Origin of the sequence: Rhodomicrobium sp. (assembly GCF_047605405.1) — a bacterium.
GTDB lineage: Bacteria > Pseudomonadota > Alphaproteobacteria > Rhizobiales > Rhodomicrobiaceae > Rhodomicrobium > Rhodomicrobium lacus.
This window is the reverse complement of the sequence record NZ_JASGFR010000020.1, coordinates 1-13,285: the sequence shown is the minus strand read 5'-3', so window position 1 is coordinate 13,285 and position 13,285 is coordinate 1. Positions and strand designations below refer to the sequence as shown.

Sequence of the window (13,285 nt, the reverse complement as noted above, 5' to 3'; positions counted from 1 at the left end):
GCATGCTCGCGTTTAATTTTCCGATCGCGCGTACCACTTGGCGCGCCCTGAGGTGGAACCCTCACCGAACCCTTCATAAGATCGTTTAAAGTCAAGCAAGCGTTCAACATAATCCTTTGATTTTCTATGATGTTCCACAACCCTTCCCCTAACGCCCTTAATGTGACATCTAGGGAATTCTCCTTAGTCGACTTGGTAGTGACGGCATGCTCTTTAGGGATTTCCTTTTGCAGGAGCCCAGTCATGCGCAATAATACGCCGAGCTATATCGTACTAGCAGAATATCTTGTCGAAGACGAATATTCACGCATTTCTGCCGTGAAGCTGGCTCGGCTGCTTTCGTTTGCTATGGCAGATTTCGAGCAGCTCGGCATGGCGGATTGGAACGAAAAGATCGAGGAATGCATCAGAGCCTTGATGCTTAGATATAAGCTCAGCCCCGAGGAGCTTTTCCGCGACGCGCGCGATTCGCTTCAATAGCGGCCGATCCAAGCGCCCACAGCGACGGTAAGGTAAACAAACGATCTTTTTTTGACCCACGATTTTATGTGGTATTGAATCATATTGCATAGATGCCGGGCAGGTGGGTGACATGCTCTCAGATTCGACCGAGACCGCCGACGACGGGTCGGCGCCGGAAATACTTATCATAAAAGACATCATATTACGCGATCTACGCCGCGCGCACGAAACGCGCATGGCGGGCATCGAAGAACGCCTTTCGCTGTTTGAACAGGAGTGCCGCGCTCGGTTCCAGTCCATCGAAAAGCGGATCGACAGCCTTGCGGCGGCGTCCGAGCACTCGCAGAAAGAGGCCCTTTCCGATCTCAGCAAGGCAATCGGCGACATTGCCGGCCGCTTGCGGCTTGAGCGGGCGGCGGACGATGTCGGTTAAGAATGACTACCTCGCGCTCAAGGACGTCCTTTTCGGGCGGGAAAGCGCTGTCCTTGAAGACGTGCGAGCGCTCGTCGCTGCGCACGATCAGAGCATAGGCTCGCCCGAGCAACTTCGCGAAAGCGTTGCAGACGTCCTGGCGGGTGCAATGCGCTCCGCAGGGATCAGGGACCGTACCGGTCTCGCCACCTCGATGGCGCCTGTCATCATCGACGGCATCCGCAGCGAAATCCGCAACTCCCGCACCGAAATCGTCGACGCGCTTTATCCCATCCTCGGGCGGCTGACGTCAGCCTATGTGATGAGCGCCTTCCGCGATTTCATGGAGCAGACGAACCAGCGCCTGGAAGGAGGGCTATCGGGCCGCTTCATCTGGCTTCGGCTGTATTGCCTCGTCACCGGCAAGTCTTATGCGAAAGCGCTTCTGCGGCGGCGCACTGCTTTCCGCGTGCAGGAAATCCTGATGATCGATGCCGAAACCGGCGTGCTCGTCGACTCATGGCAGGCGCCCGATCTCGCCGTGACCGAGCCTATCGCCAATGACGGGCCGCGCGTCACCGGCATGCTTGCCGCCGTGAACAAGTTCGCGTCCGAGGCGCTGAAGGCGAAACGCCAGTCTCTGAAGTCCATCGATCTTGGCGAAGAGCAGCTCTATCTGCGCATGACGGCCAAGATGCTGTTCGTGCTTCGATGCGAGGGATATGCGAGGGCTTCGCTGCTGGATGTCTTGGACAAGACGATCGTCGATGTTCTCGACGTTCACGAATCGCGTCTCAGCTCGCCCGACCCGTATACCGCCGCGCATTCCGCCCGTGAGACGCTCGCCGCGCTTGCGGACAAGGTGCAGGAAACCCTGACCCGGCGACGGCGCAGGCCGGTATTCGCCATCGCGCTTTATAGCGCGCTCATCCTCGCGATCCTCGCATTTGCGGGCGTACGGTATTGGCAAAGCGAGCGCATGGAAGCGATCCGCGACAGAGCGGCAAGCATCGCGAGCGCGTTTCCGGGCGTGGCGGGCTTCCCCGTGGACGTACGCTTCGACGGCGACGGAAAATCCCTGATCTTGTCGGGTCTGGTGCCGAGCTACGCCATCAAGGAGGGGATCGAAAATCAGGTGTCGAGCCGTGTCACAGAACTGCCCGTCATAAGCCGGCTTCTCGTTCTCCCCGATGCGCACAAGGTCGACGATCTTCAGAACGCGGTCTCGGCCGTCATGGACAGACTGGCTGCCATCGAGGCGCGGATCGAAGTCGGAAATGCGAGCCTCGCCGACCTGAAAGCGAGCGTTGCCGAGCAGGGTGAGTCGCTGAAGACGGTGAGCGCGCAGGTGTTTTCGCCGCAGCAGCGCTTCACGGAATGGGCGCGCAGGAACGCCATCTTCTTCGGGGAAGGCACGAAATTCCGAAACCCGGAGATAGCGGGCAGGAAGATCGCGGAACTGGCCGACATCATGGCCAATTCGGATATCCGCCTGCTTGTCATAGGTTTTACGGACTCCCTTGGCCAGAGCGAACGAAACCAGGAACTCGGCATGGAGCGCGCAAAGGCGGTTGTCGACGAATTGGTCAAGCTCGGTATTGCCGAGGACCGTCTCGCCACGGTAAGCCGCAGAACGGAAACAATCGTCACGAGCGAGACGGGCACCACGAGCAAAAATCGCCGCGTGGAATTCCAGCTCGCTCTCGATGGCGAGTGAAGAAAGCGGCGTCTTGTTCTGCGCCGCCCTCCTGCCGCTGCCAGCTGTCGGGCGAAGAAGGCGCGACACGCTCGCCTGTCGAGCCACGCGCCAACCTCGCCGCGCGCCAGCTTCACCCCTTGATGAAGGCGAGCAGGTCCGCGTTGATTGTCTCGGCCTCGGTCGTGGGCATGCCGTGCGGAAAGCCCTGATAGGTCTTCAGCGTGCCGTTCTTCAGGAGCTTCGCCGAGAGCGGACCCGCGTCGGCATAGGGGACGATCTGGTCGTCCTCGCTGTGCATCACCAGAACCGGCACGGTAATCCTTTTCAGATCCTCGGTGAAATCGGTCTGCGAAAAGGCGACGACGCCGTCATAATGTGCCTTCGACCCGCCCATCATGCCTTGCCGCCACCAGTTCCAGATCACACCCTGCAACGGTTTCGCGCCTGGGCGATTGTAGCCGTAGAACGGTCCCGCCGGGATCTCATGGTAGAATTGCGCGCGATTGGCGGCGATCTGCGCCTGAAAACCGTCGAAGACTTCCTTCGGAAGACCGCCCGGATTGGCTTCCGTCTTCACCATGAGTGGCGGCACGGCGCTGATGAGCGCGGCTTTCGAGGCGCGGCTTTCGCCGTGGCGCGCAAGGTAGCGGACCACCTCGCCGCCCCCGGTGGAGTGCCCCACGTGGACGGCATCGCGCAGATCGAGATGCTCGGTCAACGCCGCGAGATCGTCGGCGTAATGATCCATGTCGTGACCTTCGCTCGTCTGGCTTGAACGGCCGTGGCCGCGCCTGTCGTGAGCGATCACCCGGAAGCCCTTGCCGAGAAAGAACAGCAACTGCGCGTCCCAGTCATCCGCAGAAAGCGGCCAGCCATGGCTGAAAACGATGGGCTGACCGGAACCCCAATCCTTGTAATAGATCTCGATGCCGTCTTTTGTTGTGATGGCAGGCATGTGCTTTGATCCCGATTGTGGACGTCCACCGGACATCACACAGCCCGGCTTTAAGTTCCCGCCGCTTGAACCTTGATGCGAAGAAGGGGCCGAAGCAGCGCTTCACAATCCGGTGGCCGCCTGCCTTCCCCGGTTGAGCCGGCCGTCGGAACGAGATGAGAGCGGGCGCATGAACCTTCAGCCGCCTCCCCGTGCTCGGGTGAAGATACAACCATTTTCTATTCCTGGTTGACGCCGCGTTAATTTCGCGCTTCCCTTGGCATACCTTGGGAAGGGCATGAGACATGGATTTTGTAGAAAAGTGCAAACTGCGCCAGGCCGCGCTACGCGATGCCGTGAAGGAAATGGATCAAATTCCGCTCTTCGGCGGCGACGAGTTGCAGGCCGCCCGTTTCAAGCAAAACGCGTTAAAGACGATCTCGCTCTACGAGAAGATCATCCACCTCTCCAAGGGCGACACGATCGGTCACGCCTGACGCACTGCGACGCGGACGGTGGCGTCACAGCACCGCGCTCGCTCTCGGCTCGACCTCGGATCAGCCTGCGTCAAAGTCCGCATCGATGCGCCGCAAGGACAATCGGATCGGCAGCACAATTCTGCAGCGTCGTCCGATCAGGCATAACGCGTCAGACTGGCTCTGGCGGTTTGCACCACGACGGTCGGCTTATCCGGGGCGGCACTTCCATCGAGCGTTTCTGACAGAAGTCTCAGAGACCAGCCTTGTCGAGGGCGGAAATCAGCCGTTCCCGATGCTGCGCCGCGGCGAACAGGATGGTGGCGACAAGCACCGGCCATCCCACGAAGGGCACATACCTCGCAGCGGTCGCGCTTAGGATGCCTCGGGTCGCCTCCGGGCCGATCGCCTCCTGGATGGCGGGGACCGCTTGCCAGACCGCCGCGAGCCGGGACAGGAGCGTTCTCAGCACCTGCGCTGCCAAGGCCCACTCGCCCGAACGGATCAGCGAACCAAGTTGTGCGAGCACGTCTTTAAGCGAAAACTGTGCTGCGAGGCTTGAAAGACCGGCTTCATTGATGTCCCGAAGCCCGAATGCGGTCTTGATCACCGCAGCCACGGCCGCGCTGAGGTCATCGCTGGGGGCATCGGAGTTGACGAGGGGGACGACGCCACTTGCCGAGGCTGGCACCAGCGGGATTCCCCGCTCGGTGATTTGCGTGGCGAGGACCGCCTGAGCGGGCTCGACGTAGACTTCCGCTTCGGCCGCGGGGACACCTCCCAGCAGGGCGAGCGAGGCGAAAATTCGCTCGTTCAGCCCTTCCAGAACCGACGCGTTCTCCGGCGATAATTTGGCGTATAACGCGAGCGACAGGAGGTTTTCCGCTGCTGCCTTCGCATCCGCCACGGACAGGATGACGTCTCGACTACGGTCGGAAGACTGCGCCCCCGCCTTGCCTGACAAGATCGGCAGGGTGCTCAGGGCGACACCGATACCAAGCACAGACCGACGATGAAGCATGAACCACCTCCTGCATGCTTTATGAGCCGGCGCACCATGGCAATGGCATGCGGGCAAGGCAAGCCTCAACAGAGGCGTTAACCAGCCTGCGCGGTGAACCCAGCCATCTGCGTCTTCATATTCGCTACGGCCGGACGACGCGCAATTCCGCTCTGACCAAGATCGCACCAGGCTTTTTCGATATCGCGCGCGGAAATCCGCTCCCCAAAAAAGACCATGACAATCGTCCGCAGCACGATTTCGATATCGAGACGCAAACTCGCGTTTTGCACGTACCAGACATCCAGCGCGGCCTTGTCGTCCGACGATATATCGCGCCCACCGATGACCTGAGCCCATCCGGTAAGACCTGGCCTGACCATCAGTCTGGCGCTCTGTGCCTCTGTTTGCTCCCAGTGCAATAGCGGCCTCGGCCCGACGATAGCCATGTCTCCCCGAATGATGTTGAACAATTGCGGAAACTCGTCGAAGCGCAGGCGCCGCATCAAGCTTCCGAGACGCGACACCCGTTCAGCGTCTGACAGCCGTGTGCCGTCTGGAGCGTGAGCGGCCTTCATGGTCCGAAATTTGTAGAGCCTTAGAGGCTTGCCGCCGAGACCGGGCCGCTGCTGCCAGAAAAGGACCGGGAATCCGATGCTCGCCGCCACGCACGCAGCCGATATGAGCAGAAAGGGAGAGAGGATAATGAGCGCCGAAAGGGCGAGAAGAAAATCGACGCCGCGCTTGAATTTCCAGTATCTGCGTCTGGCGATCTTCTCCAGCGTCTCCGGGGCGATATGGAAACTGACATTCTGGGAGCCCGAATCCGAGGGGCGCGGCGCCCGGTTCCTTTTGCCATGCGAAACCGCGCCAGGCTTTTCAAGACTGAAGCCGAGATCCTGGACGAGAAATTGCAGCCGAATGCCGCGAGACCGTTCAATGCGAAGCAGCGTTTCGCGTTCCGGGTCGCGCAGAGACTGGACGGGGGAGGCAACCACGATACGGTCGATGGTTATGCCGTGAACTTCCAGATCATCTAGGATGCTCTCCAGTTCCTCCGTTTCTCCCAGTACAGGGTGCGATGCCACGAGCCGACCGACATGCCGATCGGTGCTTCCCACGAGGCCGACTACCCTTACGCGCCCCGGAGCGAGTTCCGACACCGCCTGCAGATATGCCTCCGTCAGCTTGGAAATTCCCACGATCAGCAACGCGATCTGCGGCGACGGTGAAGCCGGTTGAAGAAAAGCGCCAAAAGCCTTGCGATGCTGCCGAAAGTCATGGCTGATTTTATGCAGGGCACGGGCGCCCACGAGCAACGCCACTCCGAAGATCAGTTGAATGAAGGGCAGTGACCGTGACGTTCCTTCAAGACGATTCCACGCAAAGGTCAAGGCAGTCGCGCCAACGACCGCGGCCGCGACAACCGTCATCACGCGCAGATAGTCTGGACCGCTACTGAACCGCCAGATGGTTCGGTTGACGCCACTGACGGAAAAGGCAACCAGAGAGGCGATCATCGTGGCAAGGAGATAGGGAACGAATTCAAGGAAACGCGGCACGGTAATCTCGAAATTCTCCCTCAGGATGAAAGCAAAAACGGTCGAAATGCAGAGAAGGCTGACATCCAGAATGAGCAAGAATGGGCGGCACATCGACATAGCTCCACAGATAAACCAAGCGATCACAAGAGCCCGCAAACTACTGAAGCGAATTTGGAATTTGAGCCCCGGCTGCAGGCTCTCGCTCAAATATCAAATTCGAAAACCCCACCTGCCTTTAGAGACTTGCACGTGTTTCTTGTTATTCCGACCTTTGCTCGCAGCGTGCGGCACCCTGGATGCGCATGTCGAAATCGGATCACGAGCTCGCCCCAGTCCTCCGCCAGTCTTCTGGCCAGGCAATCTCGCTGGCCCAAGCCTCTCGCTTCACCTCCCCGCGGGAATGGTGCCGCCCTCGCCGCGGCTTAGGCTGGGGCTGGACCTCGTACGTCGCCGGAACAGCAAGTATCCCGCAGAACAGCGCAAAGATGGCGGCAAGCGCTGTCGTTCTAAGGGGATAGTCCACAATCGAATGGGCGAGCAGCAAGGCGAGGATCACGACCGCAGTCCGGTTCAGCGCCGTCACATCCCGCGCCTCGCCAACCGGAGGCGCCTTCCAGACAGTCCAACTCCGATTCGAGAACCAAGCCAGGAAAGCCAGGATAACGAATGCGCCGATGACGCCGGTTTCAAGAAAGATCTCGGCGAAATCATTATGGGCGCGATTGGCGTACCCCGGATGGACGTCATCGCTCTTTTCGACCGCACTATACACCGGCACGAAAGAACCTAATCCCGTGCCGAAGGGCAGCGATTTGATCGCCGTTTGGAGCGTTGCACCGGCAAAACGGAGGCGAAGATCGTCGACGAAATCGCCTTCGAAGCGTGTCAGCAGGCGACCGATGCCGAACTGGACTGCAAAAAGCATCGCAATGATTGCGACAGTGGCAACGGCCCGAGACGAGGCCCGATTCTCCCGACCGCCCGTATCCTCTTGCGTTCGAGCAGCGAAAAAGATGGCCGCGCCGCCTCCGATCGCCAGCATGGCCAAAAAGAAGCCGGCGCGAGATCTCGCCAACATCACCCCGGTTACCAAAGCGACGAAAGTGAGCGCTATGACCGCCCAAAGGAGGAGGTTGGAAGCTGGGGGCCGCGCTCCCACCTTTGGCATCGTCGACCAATAGCCGACAAGCACCAGGCTCACCACTATGAGGGCCGCGAAGTGATTGCGGTTCGCGAAGAAACCGACGGCCTCCGTCAGATTTGTGTAACTGTAAAATCGAAGCCCGCTTCCAGGCCCCTGGGCCACTTGAAGGAAGCCAATCACGAGAGACAGGACGCCAAGCCCAAGCACGATCCAGCAGAGCATGCGTCTTTGCTGAAAATCCAGGCGAACCACCGCGGAAAATACCGCGAGTGGCACGAGGAGCGACACAGCGGCTGCCCAGGTTGCCTGCGGCGTCAGCGAAAATGTGTCCCAGGCTGTCGACGGCGCAATACCGGCTGTACCGCTCCGGCTCAGCAACTTTTCGCCGCCGGACCAGATATGGAACGGCAAAGGCAAAAGCTGCAGCGCGACAATCGCCAGGGCGGAAAGAAACACGACTGCAATCGCGCGGCGCTGCGCGTCCCAGCCGGATCTCTCCATCATCGGCCAAAGCGCTACACACAGTAGCGGAACCGCCGCTGCTTGTGCGGCCGCGTCCCCCAGAAAGCCGATACTCGTGCCGCCTCCAAAAAGAACCGCCAGCACCAAGACAGCGACGCAAGACCCGAACAACATCGGAGCACTCCGACGACGAATTACGGGCTGACCCCGCCGATGAACTCGTTACCGCTATCGTTGGTCGCCAATGCGACACCGACACCGATGCCGACGCCGAGCGTGGCGCCGATCAGCGGGAGGTTACTTGAAAAGCTTCCCTGTCCGGGAACGCCCCCGGCTGGCTGCCCATTCGAAAGGACCGCAACAGTCTGAGATTGCGCAACCTTCTGGATCATGCCGCTGTCGTAGACAATGTCCGCACTGCCCGAGACGGCGCGAACGCGGTCGCCCGCAACAACCGGCGACGTCACCGAGACCGGCTGGAACCCGCCTCCGCGATCAACCATCACGGAGCCCTGGATATTCGTCAAAATGGTCGCTTGAGCTGCCGTAACCATGAAGACAGTACCGGCAGTTACCACGGTTGACCATTCGACGAGCCTCTTCAGACCGCGCTTTTGGCACTTCATAGCATTCTCCAAGATATCGTTCGATGCACTGAAACACCGGCAAACGTTATAATGATCATAGGATTTTTACAATTTTATAAATTAGTGGATAAGCTCTTTTTCCAATCGGTGCAGCCAATTAACCACAGATTGCGATTCGGGCCGCGCGAGACAATTAAAGATTGTGGAAAACGCGCACTGTTGCGCACCGCGTCGCTTGCATAAGTTGCGCTGATTGATGCCATTCTCAGTTATGATCGGCACCAGAGCGTCCGAGGATTCAGTGCAAGTCTTTTGAAGAACGTAGCCGTGGCTTCGATCCGCGAATTGCGACCGGCGAATTTGGGTAGCGAGTCAAACTATGCAGGATAGCTTCCGGGGTGGAGCCGATGATCGTTCACGCGAGGCTCAGGCGCTCATCCGGGCCGATTCTCACGCAATAGCGACAGCAAGGCTCGGCTATGTCCCCCTTGGATACGGGGCCGAGCCGGAAGAAGAAGAGAAGCTGGCGGTTTCGCTGCGGCGTTACGTTCACCTCCTTCTCAAGCATAAGTTCCTCGTACTGGGAACCGCGTTCGTATTCTGCGTTCTCGGCACGATTCAGACCTTGATGAAGACGCCTCTTTACGCAGCAAATGTCAGTATTCAGATCGAGAGAGAGGGAGCCAAGATCGTCGAAAGCGGAACGACAAGCCCCACAGAAACTGGCAGCGTCGACTTCCTGCGTACGCAGCACGAGCTTTTAAGAAGCCGGTCCATGGCGGAACGAGTCGTATCCGCACTTAATCTTTACAAGGACGATACATTTTTCAAGCCTCGCGACGTTTCGGCGCTTGGGCTTATTACAGGCTACTTCTCAAAAACTCAGACGCTCTCCCCGGCGTCGAAGATAGCGAAGGCCAGCGATATCCTGATCAGCAACGTCACGGTCATGCCGGTTCCCGGCTCACGCCTCGTCGATATCCGCTACCTCGATCCTGATCCGCACCGTGCTCAGATGATCGCGAATGGATACGCAGACGCCTATGTGGCCTCCAATCTGAACCGGCGATTCGAGGCGAACGCCTACGCGAAGACGTTTCTTGATGATCAGATCAAGCAACTGCAGATAAGGCTGCAGGAATCCGAGCAGGCTTTGATCGATTTCGCCGAAAAGGAGCGGATGGTCGAGGTCAACGATAAAACGTCCATCGCGGAAAACAGTCTCGCCGCCGCGAACGCTGCCGCGGGCCAGCTGATTTCCGAGCGCATCAAGAACGAACAGCTTTGGCGTCAAGTCGAAAGTTCGACTGCCATCAATTTACCCCAGGTCCTTAGCAATCAGGTGATAGACACCCTGCGCGGTCAGCGGAAGGCCTTGGAAACCCAGTATCAGGAGAAGCTGGAAAACTTCAAGCCAAGCTATCCCGAGATGGTTCAAATCTCGAACAAGATCAAGGAGGTGGATCGACAAATCAATGCCGAGATAAAGACGATTCGGAACTCCTTGAAAGCAGGCTATCAATCATCGCTCGCCCAGGAAAATGAGATGAGGGCGAGAATTGAGGAACTCCGCACGGAAGTTCTCGATCTTCAGAAAAAAGGCATTCGCTATAATATATTAAAAAGGGAAGTCGACACCAATCGCAATCTGTACAATAGCCTTCTTCAACGCCTCAAGGAGGTCGACATTGCCAGCGGCGTTGGAAGCAACAATATTTTCATCGTAGACAGAGCAATCGTCCCGACCTCTCCTTCCGAGCCGAACCTGAGCCGCGCATTGTTTCTCGCCCTTGGTCTGGGGCTCGTTACCGGCATCGGAATTTCCTGCCTGCTCGAGATGATCGATGATCGCGTGCGTGCCCCCGAGGAGGTGGAACAAATTTCCGGGCTGCCGACCTTGGGCATCATTCCGCGCGATCAATCCGACATGGAATTGAGCGTCGTTATCAAAGACCACCGCTCCCATGTAGCGGAAGCCTACCGATCCTTCGCGACGGCGCTACAATTCTCCACGGATAGCGGACTGCCGCGCTCGATCGCAGTGACGAGCGCGGGCGCGGGCGAGGGGAAGTCGACGACAGCAATTGCGATGGCCCGTCATTTCGCGCAGATCGGTCTGAGAGTTCTGCTGATCGACGCGGATCTCAGGCGGCCATCTCTGCACATCAAGCTGAACCTCGATAATTCGATGGGCTTCAGCAACTATCTGACCGGCGCTTCCATGCCGCCAGATCTGGTGCAAAGGACCGATCACCCCAACCTCGCGTTCATGGCGTCGGGGCCGCTTCCGCCGAACGCCGCCGATCTCCTCAGCGGCCCCCGGGTTTATTCGCTCATATCGCTCGGGTCGGATGTGTTCAATGTCATCATTTTCGACTCGCCTCCGGTATTGGGGCTCGCGGACGCGCAGCTCCTGTCGGGCGCTGCGGCAGCAACCGTTTTCGTCGTGGGCGCCGGCGACAGCAGAAAAGGCGCGCTCCGCGCCGCGCTGCGCCGAATGTACATGGCCCGCGTCACCTTGCTCGGGACGCTGGTGACAAAGTTCGATCCGAAGACAGTGGGATACGCATACGGGCACGAATACGACTATCAGTACGGGTATCATATGGACACGGAAGACGCAGATCGCAGCACGCAAAAGCCGCAGCTAGCCCGGTATTGATCGATGCGAAGTCCCGATGCCATCGCCGCTGCTCTTGGCATGCTGTCTTATCCTCGCATGGCACATAAAGCGCGCCGGTTTCCCTTGCCGAAGGGCATCACGTTCCTTCTCGAAATTGCAGCTGCTGAGCCCGACGCCCTTCGGGACGCGGTCTCCATCACCGGGCGGTCAGAACCCACGCTCAGGAAAGCGGCCGGTTTCTTCATCGAGCAGGTCATGCTCGACGAAAAGGCCGATTACTACCGGATGCTCGGTGCGAGCCCTTCTGCCCCGGCCGAAGACATCCGACGGCATATGGCGCTCATCATGCGTTGGCTTCATCCCGACCTAGTGATGGATCACGAGCGGGACGGCGGTTTCAACCGAAGTCTTTACGCGAACCGGGTCATCGCCGCTTGGGACGCCCTCAAGTCGCAATCCCGCCGTTCTGCCTATGATTCGACCCGCCTCAGGGGCGAGCCCGACACCGCACCGCCGAAGCCGGGAGATCGCCAGCCGAGCCTCCAACCCCAGTCGAGTGTCCCGACCGGTTGGCAAGCAATGCGCCCCGATTCCCCGGCTCGTCGACGTCCCGCCGGTTTAAGCCAAATTCTTAATCTGTTCGGATTTCGCCTATGAGTAGAAACATCTCGAACTTCGGGCACGCAAAGGTATTTCGGGCCTCGATCAACAAACTGTCGCATGTCATCGCGAGTCCCGCCCGGTTTGCGTTTTTCAGCGCGCTCAGCCTTCTTCTCTTCTGGCTGATCGCCACAAAAAGCCTTCCCTATGCGCTGGCACTCAATGATCCCGATCTGGCGTTGCGTCTCAATGCTTCGAACCCCGCTGCCCTCATCGCGAAAGCGGAACGGCTGCGAGTGCAGTTTCTCAACTTGAACCAGGGCAGCAAGACAGGCTCTCGCCTTCCCGAAGCGTCCGAAGATACCATAGGAAAGCTTCCGCCTGCGCGGCAGGCAGGAGCGCCGGAAAGCGTCGATCGTCGCGGCCTGCGTGAGGAAATCCGTTCGCTGGCCTTGCGCACTCTGGAAAATGATCCGCTGAACGCGACGGCATACCGCTTGCTCGGTGAAATCGCCGATACGCCCGATCGCGCTCGCATTCTGATGCGGGAGGCCGTTCGACGCTCGCAACGCGAGGCAATTGCACAATTCTGGCTCCTGAACGACAGTTTCCTGCGCAGTGATTTCAAAAGTGCTCTCGGCCACGCGGAAATACTGCTGCAAACCCGTCCCGACCTGACCTTGTACGTCTTCAGCTATCTGACGCTTCTCGCTGACGAACCGGAAGGCAGGCGCTTCCTGACTGCCCGACTCGCGCGAAACCCGGCCTGGCGGCAAGGCTTCTTCGATGCCCTGCCAAAAAACGTGCGCAAGATGGACACACCGCTGCAGCTGATGGTCGCCCTGAAGGGAACGGCGAAACCGCTCACCAATCGTGAGATTGCTCCCTATCTGGATGTGCTGATCGAGAAAAACCTCGTCGACGTTGCTTACAATGCCTGGCTTCAATTTCTGCCACAAGCCGAACAGGATACGATTGGCCTTATAACGCACCCCAGTTTCGAGCGTGAGCCGAGTGGCGTTGCTTTCGACTGGATGATTACCCCAGGCACCAACGCGAGCGTCGAATTCGCGCCCCTGTCGCCCGATGCCGGGCACGCCTTGCATTTCAATATGGGAGAGGGGCGCATTCAGTTTCCTGTAGTCAGGCAGTTTGTTCTGTTCTCCGCCGGCAGTTACCGGATCGACGGGAAACTCAGGGGCCACATTACCGGCAAACGTGGCCTGCGCTGGCAGATCCGCTGCGCCCACGGCAACCAGCGCATCCTTGGCGAAACGGAACAATTGCTGGGGCGGTCGGAGCAATGGCGGAACTTCGCCTTTTCTTTCGATGTCCCGCGAAC

General features: G+C 59.0%; 12 protein-coding genes. 7 read left to right on the top strand and 5 right to left on the bottom strand.

What is annotated here, in order from left to right; translation table 11 throughout:
- The first annotated feature begins 243 nt into the window (after positions 1-243).
- The 3 genes from QM659_RS09650 (at position 244) to QM659_RS09640 (ending at position 2,591) form a co-directional block, all read left to right on the top strand.
- Entirely contained in the window at positions 244-480 is a 237-nt protein-coding gene (locus QM659_RS09650) for a hypothetical protein (RefSeq protein WP_127078912.1), read from the top strand.
- 112 nt (positions 481-592) lie between these two features.
- On the top strand, positions 593-895 hold the full coding sequence (locus tag QM659_RS09645) for a hypothetical protein (protein ID WP_415188260.1): 303 nt from the start codon (positions 593-595) through the stop codon (positions 893-895).
- A complete protein-coding gene (locus tag QM659_RS09640; RefSeq protein WP_415188259.1) occupies positions 885-2,591 on the top strand; it encodes an OmpA family protein in 1,707 nt (568 codons plus the stop codon). The genes QM659_RS09645 and QM659_RS09640 overlap by 11 nt, the downstream gene beginning before the upstream one ends.
- A 112-nt stretch (positions 2,592-2,703) precedes the next feature.
- Here QM659_RS09640 and QM659_RS09635 read toward each other — a convergent pair whose 3' ends face one another.
- A complete protein-coding gene (locus QM659_RS09635) occupies positions 2,704-3,528 on the bottom strand; it encodes an alpha/beta fold hydrolase (protein WP_415188258.1) in 825 nt (274 codons plus the stop codon).
- Between the two features lie 284 nt (positions 3,529-3,812).
- Here QM659_RS09635 and QM659_RS09630 point away from each other — a divergent pair, with 284 nt between their 5' ends.
- Positions 3,813-4,004, top strand: a complete 192-nt coding sequence (locus QM659_RS09630) for a hypothetical protein (protein ID WP_127078920.1) — start codon at positions 3,813-3,815, stop codon at positions 4,002-4,004.
- 232 nt (positions 4,005-4,236) lie between these two features.
- On the opposite strand, the gene QM659_RS09625 is transcribed toward QM659_RS09630, so the two are convergent.
- The 4 genes from QM659_RS09625 to QM659_RS09610 form a co-directional block, all read right to left on the bottom strand.
- Positions 4,237-5,004: a hypothetical protein gene (locus QM659_RS09625; RefSeq protein WP_415188257.1), complete on the bottom strand. Its 768-nt coding sequence runs from the start codon at positions 5,002-5,004 to the stop codon at positions 4,237-4,239.
- 77 nt (positions 5,005-5,081) lie between these two features.
- The gene (locus tag QM659_RS09620; protein WP_415188256.1) at positions 5,082-6,734 is read right to left on the bottom strand and encodes a sugar transferase; all 1,653 of its coding nucleotides are present in this window, start codon (positions 6,732-6,734) and stop codon (positions 5,082-5,084) included.
- 109 nt (positions 6,735-6,843) lie between these two features.
- Complete coding sequence (locus tag QM659_RS09615) at positions 6,844-8,307, bottom strand: O-antigen ligase family protein (RefSeq protein WP_415188255.1); 1,464 nt, start codon at positions 8,305-8,307, stop codon at positions 6,844-6,846.
- 20 nt (positions 8,308-8,327) lie between these two features.
- Positions 8,328-8,759, bottom strand: coding sequence for a hypothetical protein (locus QM659_RS09610; RefSeq protein ID WP_415188254.1), 432 nt, complete (start codon positions 8,757-8,759; stop codon positions 8,328-8,330).
- 340 nt (positions 8,760-9,099) lie between these two features.
- Here QM659_RS09610 and QM659_RS09605 point away from each other — a divergent pair, with 340 nt between their 5' ends.
- The 3 genes from QM659_RS09605 to QM659_RS09595 form a co-directional block, all read left to right on the top strand.
- Positions 9,100-11,382, top strand: a complete 2,283-nt coding sequence (locus QM659_RS09605) for a GumC family protein (protein ID WP_415188253.1) — start codon at positions 9,100-9,102, stop codon at positions 11,380-11,382.
- A 3-nt stretch (positions 11,383-11,385) separates the two neighbouring features.
- Positions 11,386-12,000: a J domain-containing protein gene (locus tag QM659_RS09600; protein WP_415188252.1), complete on the top strand. Its 615-nt coding sequence runs from the start codon at positions 11,386-11,388 to the stop codon at positions 11,998-12,000.
- The coding region (locus tag QM659_RS09595; RefSeq protein ID WP_415188251.1) for a hypothetical protein at positions 11,997-13,285 on the top strand (1,289 nt) is incomplete at its 3' end. The genes QM659_RS09600 and QM659_RS09595, both read left to right, overlap by 4 nt.